At 66.1% G+C, this 18,226-nt stretch carries 14 protein-coding genes; 6 read left to right on the top strand and 8 right to left on the bottom strand.

The features are described from left to right. Nucleotides 1–20: 20 nt before the first annotated feature. Nucleotides 21–824: a ComF family protein gene (locus QX041_RS19045; protein WP_316166264.1), complete on the bottom strand. Its 804-nt coding sequence runs from the start codon at nt 822–824 to the stop codon at nt 21–23. 78 nt (nt 825–902) lie between these two features. Here QX041_RS19045 and QX041_RS19040 point away from each other — a divergent pair, with 78 nt between their 5' ends. Further along, a complete protein-coding gene (locus tag QX041_RS19040; RefSeq protein WP_316166262.1) occupies nt 903–1,751 on the top strand; it encodes a methyltransferase domain-containing protein in 849 nt (282 codons plus the stop codon). Nucleotides 1,752–1,910: 159 nt separating this feature from the next. Here the strand turns inward: QX041_RS19040 and QX041_RS19035 are convergent, their stop codons facing one another. Then, a complete protein-coding gene (locus tag QX041_RS19035) occupies nt 1,911–2,321 on the bottom strand; it encodes a (deoxy)nucleoside triphosphate pyrophosphohydrolase (protein WP_316166260.1) in 411 nt (136 codons plus the stop codon). Nucleotides 2,322–2,501: 180 nt separating this feature from the next. On the opposite strand from QX041_RS19035, the gene QX041_RS19030 reads away from it, so the two are divergent. Both QX041_RS19030 and QX041_RS19025 read left to right on the top strand, forming a co-directional pair. Next, nucleotides 2,502–3,851, top strand: a complete 1,350-nt coding sequence (locus QX041_RS19030) for a TadE/TadG family type IV pilus assembly protein (protein WP_315715201.1) — start codon at nt 2,502–2,504, stop codon at nt 3,849–3,851. Between the two features lie 91 nt (nt 3,852–3,942). Beyond that, nucleotides 3,943–4,314, top strand: a complete 372-nt coding sequence (locus QX041_RS19025; protein ID WP_316166259.1) for a hypothetical protein — start codon at nt 3,943–3,945, stop codon at nt 4,312–4,314. 9 nt (nt 4,315–4,323) lie between these two features. Here QX041_RS19025 and argJ read toward each other — a convergent pair whose 3' ends face one another. Together argJ and QX041_RS19015 are read right to left on the bottom strand one after the other, a co-directional pair. Continuing rightward, a complete protein-coding gene (argJ, locus tag QX041_RS19020; protein WP_315715203.1) occupies nt 4,324–5,565 on the bottom strand; it encodes a bifunctional glutamate N-acetyltransferase/amino-acid acetyltransferase ArgJ in 1,242 nt (413 codons plus the stop codon). A 252-nt stretch (nt 5,566–5,817) separates the two neighbouring features. Then, the gene (locus QX041_RS19015; RefSeq protein WP_316166257.1) at nt 5,818–6,717 is read right to left on the bottom strand and encodes a peptidylprolyl isomerase; all 900 of its coding nucleotides are present in this window, start codon (nt 6,715–6,717) and stop codon (nt 5,818–5,820) included. A 392-nt stretch (nt 6,718–7,109) separates the two neighbouring features. On the opposite strand from QX041_RS19015, the gene secA reads away from it, so the two are divergent. Beyond that, entirely contained in the window at nt 7,110–9,962 is a 2,853-nt protein-coding gene (gene secA / locus QX041_RS19010; protein ID WP_316166256.1) for a preprotein translocase subunit SecA, read from the top strand. A gap of 591 nt (nt 9,963–10,553) precedes the next feature. On the opposite strand, the gene QX041_RS19005 is transcribed toward secA, so the two are convergent. Further along, nucleotides 10,554–11,852: a flavin-dependent oxidoreductase gene (locus tag QX041_RS19005; RefSeq protein ID WP_316166254.1), complete on the bottom strand. Its 1,299-nt coding sequence runs from the start codon at nt 11,850–11,852 to the stop codon at nt 10,554–10,556. Between the two features lie 210 nt (nt 11,853–12,062). Between QX041_RS19005 and QX041_RS19000 the strand changes: the two genes are divergently transcribed. Next, nucleotides 12,063–13,061, top strand: coding sequence for a glycerophosphodiester phosphodiesterase (locus QX041_RS19000; protein WP_316166253.1), 999 nt, complete (start codon nt 12,063–12,065; stop codon nt 13,059–13,061). A 57-nt stretch (nt 13,062–13,118) separates the two neighbouring features. Here the strand turns inward: QX041_RS19000 and QX041_RS18995 are convergent, their stop codons facing one another. The 3 genes from QX041_RS18995 to QX041_RS18985 all read right to left on the bottom strand — a co-directional run bounded on the left by QX041_RS18995 (nt 13,119) and on the right by QX041_RS18985 (nt 16,656). Further along, a complete protein-coding gene (locus QX041_RS18995) occupies nt 13,119–13,844 on the bottom strand; it encodes an outer membrane protein (protein ID WP_316166251.1) in 726 nt (241 codons plus the stop codon). A 117-nt stretch (nt 13,845–13,961) separates the two neighbouring features. Continuing rightward, nucleotides 13,962–15,869 carry an acyl-CoA synthetase gene (locus tag QX041_RS18990; protein ID WP_316166250.1) on the bottom strand — a complete coding sequence of 636 codons (1,908 nt, stop codon included), beginning with the start codon at nt 15,867–15,869 and terminating at the stop codon, nt 13,962–13,964. A 343-nt stretch (nt 15,870–16,212) separates the two neighbouring features. Further along, nucleotides 16,213–16,656 (bottom strand): MarR family winged helix-turn-helix transcriptional regulator, encoded by a 444-nt coding sequence (locus tag QX041_RS18985; RefSeq protein ID WP_315715212.1) that lies wholly within the window; start codon nt 16,654–16,656, stop codon nt 16,213–16,215. Nucleotides 16,657–16,841: 185 nt separating this feature from the next. Between QX041_RS18985 and QX041_RS18980 the strand changes: the two genes are divergently transcribed. Continuing rightward, nucleotides 16,842–18,023: a substrate-binding domain-containing protein gene (locus QX041_RS18980; protein WP_316166249.1), complete on the top strand. Its 1,182-nt coding sequence runs from the start codon at nt 16,842–16,844 to the stop codon at nt 18,021–18,023. The last annotated feature ends 203 nt before the right edge of the window (nt 18,024–18,226 follow it).

Here is an 18,226-nt window from a genome sequence, read left to right as displayed (position 1 = left end):
AGCTGTTTCAGAACGATAGATTATATGGGAGCGCGGGGCGCATCGACAACCCGGGCGAAGACCAGCACGCTGACCTCGGCCGCCTTGGCGCGCAGCAGAGCGCGGGCGCAGGCATCCACCGTCGCGCCGGTGGTCAGCACGTCGTCGACGATGACGATGCGGCGCCCCTGCACGTCATGCAGGCGGTCTGAAGATACCTGGAATGCGCCCTGCACATTGCTGGTGCGCTGGGCGCGCGACAGTCCGACCTGCTGCTCGGTTGCCCGCACGCGGCGCAGCGCATCGCCGTGCATTCGGACGCCGCTGGACCGGGCGATCACCCGCGCCAGCGCGCCGGACTGGTTGTAGCGGCGGCTGAAGCCGCGCCGCCAGTGCAACGGCACGGGCACCACGAGGTCGGCCTCGGCCAGCAGCTCGCGGCCGGCGCGCGCCGTCCAGCGGCCCATGATCGGCGCCAGATCAGTGCGGTCCTGATATTTGAGCTGATGCACCAGGGTGCGGGCGACCTCGTCATAGCGCACGGCGGCGCGGGCCCGGGCGTACGCCGGCGGCGCCGCGATCGCTTCCATCGAGAGCAGCTCGGGGCCCGGATCGTAGACGAAGGGGATGCCGAGCTTCGGGCAATACGGCCGCTCGATGAACGACAATTTGCCCCAGCAGGCCGCGCAGACGCCCTCGCCGTCGACCGGCTCGCGGCAGGCGATGCACAGGGTGGGAAGCGCGACGTCGAGTGCGAGCTTCGCAACGTGCGCGAGACTGCCATGCAGGGCGCCCACGGCTGCACGAAGTCGTTCGACGCTGATTGGAGCAAACGTCACACCCATGTATTGAGGCTAGCGCCGCAAGCCACGCGGCTCAAGCGGTGCATTGCCCGGCCGCGAGGATCGGCGTAACCAGCCCCCATGACCCCGCCCGGCACCGCTCCCGTTCTGTTCGATCGCAGCTTGCTCGCGCTCAGGCTGCGGCGGGCTGCGCGCGCGCCCGAGACCTTCCTGCTGGAGCGCGTCGCCGAGGATATCGCGGATCGCCTTGCCGCGGTGAACCGGTCCTTCACCGCGGCTGCCGACGTCTGGACGCCGGCCGCCGGCTTGAAGCCGTATCTTTCGGGACGCCTCTCGCTGCTCGCGCATATCGCCGCGCCCGCCACCGCGGACGAGCGGCTGCCGTTGGCCGCGCAATCGCTCGATCTCGCGCTGTCGGCGCTGGCGTTTCAATTCGTCAACGATCTGCCCGGACTGCTGGTGCAGATTCGCCGGGCCTTGCGGCCCGATGGTCTGCTGCTGGCGGCGATGATCGGCGGCGATACGCTGACCGAGCTCCGGCAATCCTTCGCCGCCGCCGAGGCCGAATGCGAGGGCGGCGTCTCGCCGCGTGTCGCGCCGTTCGCCGATCTGCGCGACGTCGGCGGTCTGCTGCAGCGTGCCGGCTTCGCGCTACCCGTCACCGACGTCGACCGCGTCGTGGTCCGCTATGCCAGCGCGCTCGGCCTGATGCAGGATCTCCGCCGCATGGGCGCGACCAACAGCCTGGTCGAGCGCCGTCGCACGCCGACGCGCCGCGCCACCCTGCTGCGCATGGCCGAGATCTATGCCGAGCGCTTCGCCGATCCCGACGGCCGCATCCGCGCCACCTTCGACATCATCTGGATCTCCGGCTGGGCCCCGCACGAGAGCCAGCAGAAGCCGCTGAAGCCGGGCTCGGCGACGACGAGCCTCGAGGCGGCAGTGAAGCGGAGCCCGCGCGAGGAATAAAACCGCTCGTCATCGCCGGGCTTGACCCGGCGATCCATCCCTCTCGAAGAGTCCGAAATGTAGATGGATGCGCGGGCCTTCGCCGCGCCGAAGGGGCTACGGCCCCGCAGGCGGGTCAAGCCCGCGCATGACGAGTGAGCGTGAGGCTATCGCGGCGCCTCACATCAACAGATCGATCAGATGCGGCAGCAGCGGAATGTCCGCCGGGGGCATCGGGTAGTCGCGCAGCTTGTTCGGCCGCACCCAGGCCAGTTGCTGTCCCTCGCGCGCGGTGACCACGCCTTCCCAGCGCCGGCAGATGTAGAGCGGCATCAACAGATGGAACGTCTCATAGCCGTGGCTGGCAAACGTCAGCGGCGCGAGACAGGCCTCGCGCACGATGATGCCGAGCTCCTCGTCGAGCTCGCGGATCAGGCTGGCTTCGGGGCGCTCGCCGGGCTCGAGCTTGCCGCCGGGAAACTCCCAGAGTCCCGCGAGCGTCTTGCCGGGCGGCCGCTGCGCCAGCAGCACACGATTGTCGGCGTCGACGAGCGCGCAGGCGACCACGAGCGTGAGTTTCAGGTCGGGCATGGTCCGATCGGTTTGAGAGGGATGCGCCGGTACGAGAACCAAGTGCGCCTGTTGAGGGAATCTTAACCTAGGCCGTTTCGAGCCCGGTTTCCACGGTCGAAATAAGCCAACCTTAATGGCCGGCCGCGTATTTTCACGGGTGAACGCCATGGCCTCCTCATGGTTTGTTAGGCATCATTCATGCGAATTTTATCCAGCCTGCTCGGCCGCCTGCGGCGCGACGTCAGCGGCAACGTCGCGGTGACGTTCGCGATCGTCTGCGTCCCGCTGATCACCGCGGTCGGCTGCGGCGTCGACTACAGCCGCGCCAACCAGATGCGCGCCAAACTGCAGGCGGCGGTCGACGCCGCCTCGGTCGGCGCGGTGTCCCGGACCTCGCCGGCCTTCATCGCCGCAGGCACGATGACCTCGGACGGCGTGATCGCCGCCGGCAATGACGACGCGGCGAAGATCTTCAACGGCAACATGTCGGGCACCTCAGGCTATACGCTGACCAGCCTGACGCCGGAGGTGAAGAAGGCCGGCTCGGTGCTGAGCGCCACCGTGTCGTTCACGGCCACCGTGCCGATGATGTTCATGAACATCGTCGGGTTCAAGACCATGACCCTGCAGGGCTCGTCGACGGCCAAGGCCTCGATGCCGAAATACATCGACTTCTACCTGCTGCTCGACAACTCGCCGTCGATGGGCGTGGCGGCGACGCCGGCGGACGTGACCAAGATGGTCAATGCGACATCGGACGCAAGATACGGCAGCAACCGCTATTGCGCCTTTGCCTGCCACGACTACAACGATTCGAACAACTTCTATAACCTCGCGAAGAGCATCGGCGTCACCACCCGGATCGACGTGCTGCGCAGCGCCACCCAGCAGCTGATGGACAAGGCGCAGCAGACCCAGACCTATCCGAACCAGTTCCGCATGGCGATCTATGATTTCGGTGCGGCGTCGAAGACGATCGGGTTGCGGTCGCTGTTCTCGCTCTCGTCGAGCCTCTCCAGCGCCAAGAGTGCCGCCGGGAACATCGACCTGATGGGCGTGTATGGCAACAACGATTCCTATACGGCAGACAAGGATACGCCGTTCACCAGCGTGTTGCCGGCGATCAACAACGAGATTGCGACACCGGGCGACGGCACGTCGGGTTCGCCGCTGAAATACCTGTTCTTCGTCTCCGATGGCGTCGCCGACGAGAGCAATGCCGCGTGCCTGAAGCCCAAGGCCGGCGGCAACCGCTGCCAGTCGCCGATCAATCCGGCGCTGTGCACGGCGCTGAAGAGCCGCGGCATCAAGATCGCCGTGCTCTACACGACCTACCTGCAGCTGCCGACGAACAACTGGTACATGAACTGGATCGATCCGTTCAACAAGGGGCCGTTCGGCCCCTCGCCGAACAGCGAGATTGCGCAGAACATGCAGGCGTGCGCGTCCGATGGGTTCTATTTCGAGGTGTCGCCGACCCAGGGCATCTCGGATGCGATGCAGAAATTGTTCGACAGGGCGGTCGCCGACGCACGGATCGCGGGTTGAGTTGGCGCGGATTGCAATCAAAAATGGCGTTGATCGCCGTCACGACCTGAGGTGAAATCCCATCGGGTGCTCGACCCGATGGGAGGTTCGCGTGATCAAGGCTGCTGCGCTGGCGTGTGTGCTGGCTGTCGCGTTCTCGGCGGGGGCTTCGGCCGCCAATTGCATCGTACCGCCGTTCTCGACGCTGGAAAACCAGACGGCTCAAGGGCACATGTACGCTAAAACCGGCAGGCGCTGCAGCATCGCAGTCCTGCACTCGCGCGGACCGATTTTCGGCGTCCGCGTGCTGTCTGCTGCGAGCCACGGCGTGGTCTCCGTGCAGGGGGCGCAGGTCGTGTACGTCTCGAAGCCGGGCTTCGTCGGCGAAGACCACTTTGCCTACGTCCGGCACGGGGCCGATATGCTCAATCGGCCGGTGACCAAGGGCGTCGAGGTCACCGTCCATGTCAGCCAGCAGCTCTGATCCCGGCGGCTACGAGCGGTAGTCGCCGTTGATCGCGACATACTCCTTGGTCAGGTCGCAGGTCAGCACGCGGTCGCGGCCCTTGCCGAGGCCGAGCGCCACCTTGATCTGCACCTTCTGCGCCTTCATCGCCTCGGAGACTTCCGTCTCGTCATAGGACGGATCGCGCGCGCCCTTGGAGGCGACGCGGATGCCGTTGAAGGAGATCGAGAGCTTGTCGCGGTCGGCCGGCTCGCCGGCCTTGCCGACGGCCATCACGACGCGGCCCCAATTGGCGTCCTCGCCGGCGATCGCGGTCTTGACCAGCGGCGAGTTGGCGATCGACATCGCGATTCTGCGCGCCGACGGCTTGCTCTTGGCGCCCTCGACGATGATCTCGACCAGCTTGCGGGCGCCCTCGCCGTCGCGCGCGACCTGCTCGGCGAGGTCGGCCAGCACGGCATTGAACGCCTTCACGAACGCTTTCGCGCGCGGATCGCTGGCGCGGCTGATCTTCGGTGCGCCCTTCGCCGCGGCGGCCCCGGTGGCGAAGGCGAGCAGCGTGTCGGATGTCGAGGTGTCGCCGTCGATCGTCACCGCGTTGAAGGTGTCCTCGACGCCGGCCTTGAGCAGGGCCTGCAGCGCGGGGGCCGAAATCGGCGCATCGGTGAAGATGAACGACAACATCGTCGCCATGTCGGGCGCGATCATGCCGGCGCCCTTGGCCATGCCGTTGATCGTCACCTTGGCCTTTCCGAGCTTGACGGTGGCGGTGGCGACCTTGGGGAAGGTGTCGGTGGTCATGATGGCGCGCGCTGCGCCCATCCAGTCCTCAGGGGCCGCGGTGCCCGCCAACCCTTCGAGCACGCCGTCGAACTTGGTCGCATCCAGCGGCTCGCCGATCACGCCGGTCGAGGCGAGGAAGATCTCGTCCTGCTTGCAGCCGACCGCCTTGGCGGCGATCGCCGCCGTCAGGGCCGTCGACTGCTTGCCGGTCTTGCCGGTGAAGGCGTTGGCGTTGCCGGAGTTGACCACCAGCGCGCGTGCCTTGCCGCCCTTCAGCTTGGCCCGGCACCATTCGACCGGCGCCGACGGGCATTTCGACAGGGTGAACACGCCGGCCACGGTGGTGCCGGGATCGAGCAGCGCCAGCAGCACGTCGGTGCGGTTCTTGTAGCGGATGCCGGCCGCCGCAGTCGCGAGCTTGACGCCCGCAACGGCGGGCATGTCGGGGACATCGGTGGGGGCGAGCGGGGAGACGGCTGAGGACATCGGAGAGGCTTCCGGGAATGAGCGGGAAGCGCTCTGTATCATCTCGGTCGTCGTTGTGGGAGTGGATGTCACTGCACCCACTGCTGTCATCCCGGCGAACGCCGGGATCCATAACCACAGGGTCCAGTTGGGAGCCCCGGTATCGGCCGCGTGCCTGTTTCAAACATCACGCGGTATGGGTCCCGGCTTTCGCCGGGACGACACCACTTATGACGCGACCATGTCCCGTCTCAAGCCAAGTAGCCGAGCCGCTTACTTCTTCGCCGGCTCGGCCGGCTTCGCGTCCGCCGGCTTGGCGGCGTCGGCGGCCGGCTTGTCCAGGCGCTCGATCTTGGCGGCCTCGCGCAGCTTGCCGACGTAGTCGGCCTGGGCCTTGCGGGTGACGTAGGTCTCGATCTGGCCCTTGACCTGGTCGAACTCCGGCGGCTTGCGGCTGCGCTTTTCCTCGACCTTGATGACGTGCCAGCCGAACTGGGTCTTCACCGGATCGGAGATCTTGCCCGGCTCCAGCGAGAAGGCGACGTTGGCGAATTCCGGCACCATCTGCTCCTTGGTAAAGAAGCCGAGGTCGCCGCCGTCCGAGGCACCGGGATCCTTGGACTTCTTCTTGGCGAGTTCGGCGAAATCGGCGCCCTTGGCGAGTTCGGCCTTGACGGCCTTGGCGTCGTCCTCGGTCTCCACCAGAATATGGCGGGCGTGGACCTCCTGCTCGCCACCGATCTGCTTGGCGGCCTCCTCATAGACCTTCTTCATCGCGTCCGGCGTGGTCGCGGCCTTGCCCTCGCTGGCCAGCAGGCTGTCCATCAGCAGCCGGTTGCGGGTGAAGGCGAGGCGCTTCTTGAACTCCTCGGTATCGGCGACCTTCTTGTCCTCGGCCGCCTTGGCGACCAGCTTCATGTCGATCAGGAACGACAGCACGTTCTCGTCCTTGGTCGCCGGATCCATCTGCGCGAGGCTCTGTCCGAGCTCCTCCTCGGCGAGCGTCACGTCGCTCTTGCGGATCTCGGCGCCGTTCACCTTGGCCAGCACCGGGTTGGCATCGTCGGCGGCGCGTGCGGGCGCGGCAAGCAGGGACAACGCGAGACTTCCGGCGAGAGCGGTGGCAAGGCCGAGGCGCAGGCCGGTTTTCGTAACCGGGAACGACGTGGTCATGGAAAATCCTTGTTGAGAAGAGGGGGCTCGAGGGGGAGGCCTCAGGGCGGCCGGGACACTCGCCCAATCGCCGTGCCTTGGCAACGCGAAAAGTCTGTCAATTTCGTGAAATCGGCGACAGGTTGGCGACGACGGCCCCGCTGTCGGGCGCCGTTGACAACGTTCCCCCCCAGCCATATCTCTGCCCGGTCGCTTCAAGGGCGATGGCGCTTATTTTGCTGCGTTTTTGGCCGTTGAACCCTGGTTTGCCTGTCTCCCACTCATCTGGCGGACGCCGCCCGGCGCCGAAGGTCGAGGCTGGCGCGGGTGCTGCGGTGCATCACGTCGGGAACAGCAAACCCAAACCATGAGTTACGGCTGCAACGCAGACCCATAGAGGCAGGATTTCAGCAATGATCGGCGCGCTCGCCCGTAAGCTATTCGGCTCCGCCAACGACCGTCGCGTCAAGGGTTACCAGTCCCGTGTCAATGCCATCAATGCGCTGGAGCCGGAGCTCGCCAAGCTGACCGACGAGCAGCTCAAGGCGCGCACCGATGAGTTCAAGAAGCAGCTCGCCGACGGCAAGACGCTCGACGACATCCTGGTCCCGGCCTTCGCCACCGTCCGCGAGGCCTCCAAGCGCACCCTCGGCCAGCGCCATTTCGACGTCCAGCTGATCGGCGGCATGGTGCTGCACGAGGGCGACATCGCCGAGATGAAGACCGGCGAAGGCAAGACGCTGGTGGCGACCCTCGCGGTCTACCTCAACGCGCTCGCCGGCAAGGGCGTCCACGTCGTGACGGTGAACGACTACCTCGCCCGCCGCGACGCCGGCTGGATGAGCCAGATCTACGGCTTCCTCGGCCTGACCACAGGTGTGATCGTGCACGGCCTCGACGATGCCGAGCGCAAGGCGGCCTATGCCTGCGACATCACCTACGGCACCAACAACGAATACGGCTTCGACTATCTGCGCGACAACATGAAGTACCGGCTGGAGGACATGGTCCAGCGCGGGCACTTCTTCGCCATCGTCGACGAGGTGGACTCCATTCTCATCGATGAAGCGCGCACGCCGCTGATCATCTCCGGCCCGCTCGACGATCGCTCGGAGTTCTACAACACCATCGACACCTTCGTGCCGAAGCTCGACAAGACCGACTACGAGGTCGACGAGAAGCAGCGCACGGTGACGCTCACCGAAGCCGGCATGGAGAAGATCGAGACCCTGCTGCGCGATGCCGGCCAACTCAAGGGCGAGTCGCTCTACGACGTCGAGAACGTCTCCGTCGTGCACCACATCAACCAGGCGCTGCGCGCGCACACGCTGTTCACCCGCGACAAGGACTACATCGTCCGCGACGGCGAGGTCGTGATCATCGACGAATTCACCGGCCGCATGATGCCGGGCCGGCGCTATTCGGAAGGCCTGCACCAGGCGCTCGAGGCCAAGGAGCACCAGCCGGTGCAGCCCGAGAACCAGACGCTGGCCTCGATCACCTTCCAGAACTACTTCCGGATGTACGAGAAGCTCGCCGGCATGACCGGCACGGCGGCCACCGAGGCCGACGAGCTGTTCGACATCTACAAGCTCGAGGTGCTGGAGATCCCGACCAACCTGCCGGTCGCGCGTCTCGACGAGGACGACGAGGTCTATCGCACCCAGCAGGAGAAATACGCCGCCATCCTCGCCGAGATCGAGCGGGCGAATTCACGCCTGCAGCCGGTGCTGGTCGGCACCGCCTCGATCGAGAAGTCCGAGGTGCTGGCCGCCTATCTCAAGCAGCACGGCTACAAGCAGATCGATTTCGGCAGCGAGCGCGCGCTCGACAAGCTCTATGCCGCGGCCCGCGCCGGCAAGCCGGCAAAGCTGTTCGCGGTGCTGAACGCGCGCTTCCACGAGCAGGAAGCCTACATCGTGGCCGAAGCCGGCGTGCCTGGCGCGATCACGATCGCGACCAACATGGCCGGCCGCGGCACCGACATCAAGCTCGGCGGCTCGCTCGAGATGCGCCTGCAGCAGGAGACCGCCGGGATCACCGACGAGGCCGAGAAGGCCGCCAAGATCGAACAGATCAAGGCCGACATCGCTCGCTTCCGCGAGATCGTGCTGAAGGCCGAGGAGACGGTCGAGATCGAGCCCGCCAAGGGCTCGAAGGCGGCGAAGACCGTGACTAAGCCGGGCGGCCTCTACATCATCGGCTCCGAGCGCCATGAATCCCGCCGCATCGACAACCAGCTGCGCGGCCGCTCCGGCCGTCAGGGCGACCCCGGCCGGTCGAAATTCTTCCTGTCGCTGGAAGACGACCTGATGCGCATCTTCGGCTCCGACCGGCTCGACAGCATGCTGACCCGGCTCGGCCTGAAGGAAGGCGAGGCCATCATCCATCCCTGGATCAACAAGGCGCTGGAGAAGGCGCAGCAGAAGGTCGAGGCACGCAACTTCGACATCCGCAAGAACCTCCTGAAGTTCGACAACGTCCAGAACGACCAGCGCAAGGTGATCTTCGACCAGCGCGTCGAGCTGATGCAGGACGAGAGCGTGGTCGAGACGATCACCGACATGCGTCACGCCTTCATCGACGATCTCGTCGCCAAGCACGTTCCCGAGCACGCCTATGCCGAGCAGTGGGACGTCGCCGGCCTGAAAGAAGAGCTGAAGCGCGTGCTCGACATCGACCTGCCGGTCGACGAATGGGCGAAGGAAGAGGGCATCGCCGACGAGGAGCTGCTCAAGCGCATCGAGACCCACGCCGACGAGCGCATGGCCGCCAAGGTCGCGCAATGGGGCCCCGACGTGATGCGCTACGTCGAGAAGACCATCCTGCTGCAGACGCTCGACCACCTCTGGCGCGAGCACTTGGTGATGCTCGACCATTTGCGCCAGGTCATCGGCCTGCGCGGCTACGGCCAGCGCGATCCGCTGCAGGAGTACAAGTCGGAAGCCTTCACGCTGTTCGAGGCGATGATCGCGCATCTGCGCGAGGCCGTCACCGCGCAGCTGATGCGGGTCGAGATCGTGCCACCCGAGGAGCAGCAGCCGACGCTGCCGCCGATGCAGGCGCACCACGCCGATCCCAGCACCGGCGAGGACGAGATGGCCTTCGCGAACGTCTCCCTGGTGCCGTCCTCGGGGGCCGCTCCGGTCCCGGCCGAAGCACGCAACCCGAACGATCCCTCGACCTGGGGCAAGATCGGCCGCAACGAGGACTGCCCCTGCGGCTCCGGCAAGAAGTACAAGCACTGCCACGGCCGCTACGCGTAGCTGAAAGCCTTTGATGGTGGTGCGAAGATCCGAGAAGCCCGACGGAGACAGCCTTAAGGTGAAGCTGTCGCCAAACCTGTGGCCAGCCAAGTCTGCTGTGAGAATGGCTCTGGTTAACGGGGAGACGCAAGTGGAATCTCGAACGAAAATCAACCCTTAGTTGAGGTAGATCAATTTTGATTGCGACGCGACGTGTAGCCTTTCGAACAAAATGGGAGGCTTCCGATGATGATACGGTCGCATGAAGTCTTGATAATCTTGGCTTGTCTGTGCAGTAGCGCGAGCTATGCAGCCGAATCCCAAGCCGGGCCTTATATCCCTCCGCTACGGCCGCCTGAAGGCGTCAAACCTGCTCCAGAATACAAGCCGGGTCCGTTGTCTCCTGGGGAGTTACGCCCACCTCGCGAAATCCCGACCTACACGCCAAGGCCGGAACCTCCAGGCCCCATGACCCCTCCAAGCCGCTTTCCAAAGTGAGAACTTAGCGGGCATGGGTGAAAGCAATTCAGAGGCCTACAACCGCTTCGGGTTGCTTCGCTGCTTGTGCTCCTCGCGATAACGGAGGGTGGCTCTTACCGTGCCATCTAGTAGTCAAGCGGCCTTGGTCGTATCGACCCGCGCCCCTTCCGCAATCGTCCTTGGCGCGGCGTTGAGCTGCTCGATCGCGAACCCTGCCGCCTTCTTGTAGCCGGCCATGAAGGCGTCGCGCTCGGCCGGCGGGATGACCTCGTCAATATTGGTGAACGTCCCGCCGCAGCGCTCGTCGACCAGGTTGAGCAATCCGAACGGCCCGGCGCCGCGGTTGCGCAGGATGACCTGCGAAATCGGGCCGCACAGCTTCTCGTCATACGCCGAGAGCGCCGCCGGTGTGACGCCATGCGCCAGCAGCGAGGCGCCGAGCACGCGGGCGTCGACGATGGCCTGGCTGGCGCCGTTGCTCCCCGTCGGATACATCGCATGCGCGGCGTCGCCCATCAGCGCCACCGGACCGTCGACCCAGGTCGGCACCGGATCGCGGTCGATCATCGGGTTCTCATAGGCGCCGTCGGCGCCGGCGATCAATGCGGGCACGTCGAGCCAGTCATAGGTCCAGCCCGCGAAATGATGCGCAAACTCCTTGACCGGCACTTGGCGGAACCAGCCGGTCTGCTTCCAGCCCTCGGTGTTGTCCATCGTCACTTCCGCGATCCAGTTGATCAGCGCCAGCCCCGTCTTGGGGTCGGGATGCGAGATCGGATAGACCACGACGCGGTGGCGATGGGTGCCGAGTCCGACGAAGGATGATCCGGTGCGCATCGGCTTCGCCCAAGTGACGCCGCGCCACATCACCGCGCCGCCCCAATGGATCGGCGGCTGCGCCGGGTGCATCTGCGCGCGCACCGCCGAGTGGATGCCGTCGGCGCCGATCAGGAGCCGCCCGCGCTGCTCGGAGCGCAACCCATCGGCATGCTCGACGCGTGCGGTCACGGAGCCGTCCGCATGCTTCTCATAGCCGCTGACGCGGCTGCCGAGCCGTACGCAATCAGCGCCAGTCCGCTGCACCAGCCGGCTGTACAGCAGCATGTGCAGCTTGCCGCGGTGAACCGCATATTGCGGCCAGTTGTAGCCGGCAAGCAGCCCGCGCGGCTCGGAATAGATGTCGTTGCCGTTCAGCCCGACCAGCGCCCATTCCTTCGCGGGCACGCCGACCTGATCGAGATCGTCGGCGCCAATGCCCAGATCATACAGCTCGCGCACGGCATTGGGCTGCAGGTTGATGCCGACCCCGAGCGGCCGCATCTCGCGCACGCTCTCGTAGACCACGCAGGGCACGCCGATCTGCTGCAGGGTGAGTGCGGTCGCGAGGCCGCCGATGCCGCCGCCGGCGATGATGACAGGAAGGTCGGTCATGGGCATGGGTCCGTCGCGCCTGAACTCGGGAAACAAAGCTCGAAAGGAGGGTCGATAGGGATGCTGGCACGACGCGTGCAGCGCGCGGATCGCCTCCCTCGATCCATCCGTGGCCAGCGTTATCCGCCGGTCTGTGGCAAAGGCCTAATTCAGAAGGCCAGCCGAAACAAGGGGAATGGGCAATCCGCGCCGTCATGGTAGGCTGGTGCCATGCACCGTCCAACTCTCTCCCTCTGTGCGGCCCTGTTGCTGGCCGGTCTGGCGAGTCCCGCGACAGCCTTCGACGTCGAGGCTCATCGCGGCGGGCGGGCACTGCATCCGGAGAACACGCTGCAGGCCTTCGCCGCAGCGCTCGCGTTGGGCGTCGATACGCTGGAGCTCGATGTCGGCGCCACGGCCGACGGCGTGCTGGTCGTCTCGCACGAGCGGCGGCTCAATCCCGATCTCGCCCGCGACGCTTCCGGCAACTACGTCGCGCCGCCCGGACCGCTGCTGATCGACCTGCCGCGGGCCGAGTTGCAGTCCTACGATGTCGGCCGGATTCGCCCCGGCAGCGACTATGCCAGGCAGTTTCCGGAGCAGCAGCCGCTCGCGGGCGACGTGTCGCCGCGCATTCCGACCCTGAAGCAGGTGTTCGATCTCGTCAGGCGCTCGGGAGACGACCATGTGCGTCTCAACATCGAGACCAAGCTCGATCCAGCATTTCCCAACGAGGCGCCGGCCCCCAACCGGTTCGTCACCCTGCTGCTCGGCCTGATCGATGCGGAGCAGTTCGCGGATCGCGTCATGATCCAGTCGTTCGACTGGCGCACCCTGCAGTTGGTACAGCAACGCGCACCTCGGATTCCAACCGTCTATTTGTCACTGCAGCGGGGCAAGGCGCCGACGGTGTCGTTGACCGAGGCCACCCGCTGGACCGCCGGCTTCAATCCTGCCGATCACGGCGGCTCGCTGCCGCGCACGATCAAAGCGGCCGGCGGCAAGGTGTGGTCACCCTATTTCGCCGACGTCACGCAGGAGATGATTACCGAAGCACATGCGCTCGGGCTTCAGGTCGTGGTCTGGACCGTCAACAAGCCGGAGGACATGGCGCGGCTGATCGACACCGGCGTCGATGGCATCATTTCCGATCGGCCGGATCTGTTGCGCAAGGCCGCGGCGGAGAAGGGCATCGCCTTGCCCGTCGCATCCGCAACCGGACCAAACTAGCAATGAACGGCGGAGGCCTGTCCGTTGCCTTCAACGCCCGGAGAGGTAGAGCGCGTCTCAGAACCGATAGTTGACGCCGAGGGTCGCGGCGTGAATGCGGTCCTTGACCTCGAAGCCGGTGATGTTGACGACCGGCACCGTGTTGGTCATTACGATGCCGCTCTTGCCGAAATCGTAATAGTTGTACTCGGCATTCACGGACCAGTGCGGGGCAAAGGCCCACTCCACACCCGCGCCCGCCGTCCATCCGGTTCGCATTGAGGTCGTGCTCGGATCGACGGCGACTCCAGACGGAAGGATGAACGGATCCTCGTTGCGCTCGCGCGTCCAGGCCGCGCCGCCGCGGGCATAGACCAGCCAGCGTTCGGCGTAGACATAGCCGAGCCGGGCCGTTGCAGAGCCCAGGAAATCGTTCGTCGTGATGAACTGCGACGGGCGAATCACACCGGTGATGCGATTTCGGACCGTGCCGCCATGGCTGGTTCGCAGGCTGCTCCAGGCAGCGCGGGCCTCGGCGCCGATCACCCAGGCCGGTGCGAACTGATAATCGCAACCGATTTGGCCGCCGCCAACAACGCCGGCCCCGCTGTAGTCTCTGACGGCTCCCAAATCGTTGATCGTGGTGTCGGTGCTGACGACCCCTCCGACGTGACCGCCGATGGAGCAACCGGTCCAGCTGAACCTGACCGGAATTGGAGCTTTGGCCGTGATCGGCAGATCGGCAGCAGCCGCCGCTGCACCGGACAAAGCGATCGCCGTTGAAGTCAGCAGAACCTTGAGCATTCCAAGACACCTCAGCACATTCGCGCTGAGGTGGTAGCACCTGATGGTAGTTCTGTATGTTGTCCGCCAGCAACATGCCGCAAAAATACGGGAACTTTGCTGGCGACTCGGGGCAGCTCACCCCATCACCACCTCGTGCCGGATCACGAACGGCGCCAGCAATGTGTGCACCTCGTTTGCGATCGCCTCGCGGCTTTCCGCCGGCACGTTGCGCAAGGTCACCGTCGCGATGCTGCCGTGGCTGCCGTGCGGTCCGACCTTCACGCTGCAATCGATGCCGCGGTCGGTCAGTTGCGACAACACCTTGGCGAACACCCGCGTCGCGGCGTCCCAGCGCAGTTGCGGCTTGAACACCTTGCCCACACCCGTGACCGGCATCGGATCGATCGGGATGATCTGCACCGGCACCGCGGCGCGCTCCGGAGTGCGGGCGCGCACCCAGTCCTCCAGCTCGCCCGGTTGCACGCTCGCGCCGGGCTTGAGCTGCACATAGCCGATCGGCAGCTCGCCCGCATAGGCGTCGGGCTGACCGACCACCGCGGCGAAGCCCACGGCCGGATGCTGGAACAGGATCTCCTCGATCGGCGCCGGATCGATGTTGTGGCCGCCGCGGATCACGAGGTCCTTGGCGCGGCCAGTGATCCACAGGAAGCCGTCGGCATCGAGCCGGCCGAGATCGCCGGAATTGACCCAATGTCCCTGGACGAAGGCGCCCTTGTTGTGGGCGTCGTCGAGATAGCCGGAGAACACGCCGGGCCCGGCCATGATGACGACGCCGATCTCATCCGTTGCGCAGTCGCGCTCATAGCGCCCGTCGGCATCGAGCTTGACGATCCGCACCTTCGCGTAAGGCAGCGGCAGGCCGACCGAGCCGAGCCGGATCGGCTGGTCCGGATAGGCCATGGTGTGCACGCTCGCGGTCTCGGTCATGCCGTAGACCTCGATCACCGGCAGCTTGAGCTTGTCCATGATCGCCTGCCCCACGGCGACCGGAATCGCCGAGCCGCCGCCCGCGGCATAGCGCAGACTGGAGATGTCGGCCGCACCTTGTGGCACAGCCAGAGTCGCGGCGAGCACGGTCGGCACGCTCGACAGCGTCTCCGGCTTGAAGCGCTGCACCAGACCCCAGATGTTGCGCACCGCATTCGGATTGCGCCAGCCGGCGCCCGACAGCACGACGAGGGACCCGCCCGCCGACAGCGTCTGCAGCGCCTGGGTCAGCGATCCCCCGACATGAAACAGCGGCATGCCGAACAGCAAGGTGCCGCCGGGCTTGGCCTTCAGGACCAGGTTGATCCCCCAGGCCTGATAGACTTGGTTGCCATGGCTGTGGCGCACCAGCTTCGGCGTGCCGGTCGTGCCGCCGGTGTGGAAATAGGCGGCGGTGTCGCTGGCCTTGATCTGCCGGCCGCTGACGAGATGGTCGCCCGGCTGCGCTCCGATCAGGTCATTGAACGCGTGAATGCCGTTGGCGGGGTCCCCGCCGCCGCCATGCACCTGCACGATCGCCTTGAGGTGCTTGAGGCCGCCGCGCACCTTCTCGACCTTCTGCCAGATGTCGGTGCCGGGCAGGGGGCCGAGCGCCACCAGCACCTTGGTCCTGGCGGCATCGAGAATCTCGGCGATCTGGTGCGGCTCGAGCAGCGGATTGACCGGGTTGGCGATGCCGGCGGCCTCGGCGCCGAACAGCGTGACGAAGGCGTCGGGCACCAAAGGCAGCATGAAGCTGACGACGTCGTCGGGGCCGACGCCGAGCGCATGAAACATGTTCGCCGCCTGCGTCACCCGGGCGATGAAGTCGCGATAGGAGATCACGACCGGCGTGTCGGCCGGATCGGCGTTGGGCAGAAACTGGATCGCCGGCGCATCCGGATTGACCGAGGCGCCGCACTTCAACGCCTCATAGGTGCTCTGCGCGGCGATCCGTTCGCCATACGGCGTCTGCTCGAAGGCGCGGATGTCAGCGGTGCTTGCGAATGTCGGATAATCGCTGCCGATGGCGCGATCGAGCAGGTGAATGCCCATGGCCTGTCCTCCCTGTGTCGTGTCCTCGTCCGGTCGATTGCGGCCGGCGACCGCGCGCGGGCTCTATGCGGCCCGTTCGTCGCGATCGTCACAGGACAGGATGAGGGAGGATTCGTCTTGCGTCTATCCCGGCGTTGCCGGGCGGACCGCCCGGTTTGCCGCAGGCGAGGAGACGAGGCGTGGTCAAGTCGTCTTGATGCGACGCGAAGACCGCTCCGATTTCCGCGTCATTGCGAGCGCAGCGAAGCAATCCAGGGTGGTGGGCGGGGCTCTGGATTGCTTCGCTGCGCTCGCAATGACGGGAGGATAGAGCTTAGCCCTGATGTCGGCCGCGCAGCGTGCCTCAGCTCGCCGCGTCGATCAGATTTTCCAAGAGCCGCTTCAGCTCGCCGGTGGCCTTGTCGCCGTAGTTCTCCAGGATGTGCGCCTCCTGGCTGGCGGCCAGCGAGTTCAGCCGCTTGCATAGCGCCTTGCCATGATCGCTGATGAACATCAGCACCTTGCGCCGGTCGTGGGCGTCCTGGCGGCGGTAGACCAGCGAGTCGGAGACCATGCGGTCGATCATCTTGGTCAGGGTCGGGTGGTTCAGCAGGACCGCGTCGGCGAGATCGCCCATCGAGTGCCCCTCGCCGTCGGAGAGCACCTTGAGGATGCGCCACTGCTCGACGGGCACGCCCTCGGTGCTCAGGCGCGACTCCAGCTGCCGGTTGATCTCCCGGTTGGCCTGCGCGAGCAGGTAGGCGAGATGTTCGGTGAGGGGGCTGTTGGGATGGGGCGGTTTGGCCACGGTGAACTTCGCTTGCGGTCCCGACTTGAATGAATGTCCGGCAGTAGCTGCCCGATCTATATGCATCCCAATTCTTGAACATTCAACATTTTCGAATAGGATATTTGCCGAACGCGTGCTGATTTTGACGGCGTATGACCGCCGGCCCACAATGGGCCAGGCACGGTTGCGGCCAAGGAGTGGGTGTGCTCTCGACAGGATCTGTCACGGCCGGGCGTCTCCGTCTGCCGCCATCCCTGCTGTTCAGGAGCCCGCCCCGGCGGGCCGGCCTTCCTGCACTCGCCCCCTTCGATCCTGACCGTATCCAGCGGCGCGGCTCCCAGAACAGGCTGCGCATCGGCAACTTCCTCACCTTCTCCGGGTCACCCGGCATCTGGGGGCCGGCCGCGACCAACAGCGCGCTGCTCGCGGTGTCCGACATCAACCGCCACGGTGGCATTCTCGGGCGCGAGATCGAGTTGTCGTTCTACGATTCCGGCGGGCCGGCGGACGAGGTGGCCGAGCGCGCGAGGGACGCGCTCGAATTCGACGACATCGACGTGGTCATGGGCTCGCATATCAGCGCGGTGAGGCTGGCGCTGCGCCGGCTCACCCGCGGGCGCATCCCGTATGTGTATACGCCGGTCTATGAAGGCGGCGAGCGCACGCCCGGCGTGATGGCGATCGGCGAGACGCCGCACAGCCAGACGCGCCCCGCCATCCACTGGCTGGCGGAGAACAAGCGCGCCCGGCGCTGGTATCTGATCGGCAGCGACTATGTCTGGCCGTGGCAGTCGCACCTCCAGACCAAGACCTTCATCACCGAGGCCGGCGGCCAGGTGGTCGGCGAGGAGTTCGTGCCGGTGGGCGAGGATGACCACGAGGCGCATCTGGCGCGGATCCGCGCCGCCAGGCCCGACGTCGTGCTGATCTCGCTGATCGGCACCGACAGCATTACCTTCAATCGCGCCTTCGGCGAGTCGGGCCTCGCCGCGACCACCCTGCGTCTCGCCGGCGCGGTGGACGAAACGGTGCTGCTCGGCATCGGCGCCGACAACACCGAGAACCTGTATTCGGCCTCCGGCTATTTCAGTTGCATCGGCTCCAAGGCCAATGACGCGTTCATGAGCCGCTACACCGCGATGTTCGGCGCCGATGCGCCGCCGGTCGGATCGGTCGGCCAGTCGAACTACGAGGGCCTGCGCTTTCTCAAGGCGGTCGCCGAGCGCGCCGGCTCGCTGTCCCTGCAACCGCTCGCTGCCGCCGGCCGCAACATCGTCTATTCCGGCGCACGCGGCGAGGTGACGATCCGGCAGGGTCGCGCCGGCATGGCGATGCATCTCGCCGCGGCCGACGGGCTGGACTTCAAGATCATCCGCACGTTCTGAGTAACGCTGCGCCGAGCTTGGCCGGGCTGCGTGCCGCGGTCACCCTCCCCTGGAGGGGAGGGTCGCCTCACGGGGCGCGAAGCGGCGCGTGAGGCGGGGTGGGGTGATCTCTCCTCTGGAGCCGGCGCGTGGAGACATCACCCCACCCCGCTCGCTTCGCGTGCGATCGACCCTCCCCCTCCAGGGGAGGGTGAGCCATCACA

It is taken from the genome of Bradyrhizobium sp. SZCCHNRI2009, from assembly GCF_032485115.1.
Lineage (GTDB): Bacteria > Pseudomonadota > Alphaproteobacteria > Rhizobiales > Xanthobacteraceae > Bradyrhizobium.
This window is presented reverse-complemented; position numbering and strand designations above follow the sequence as displayed.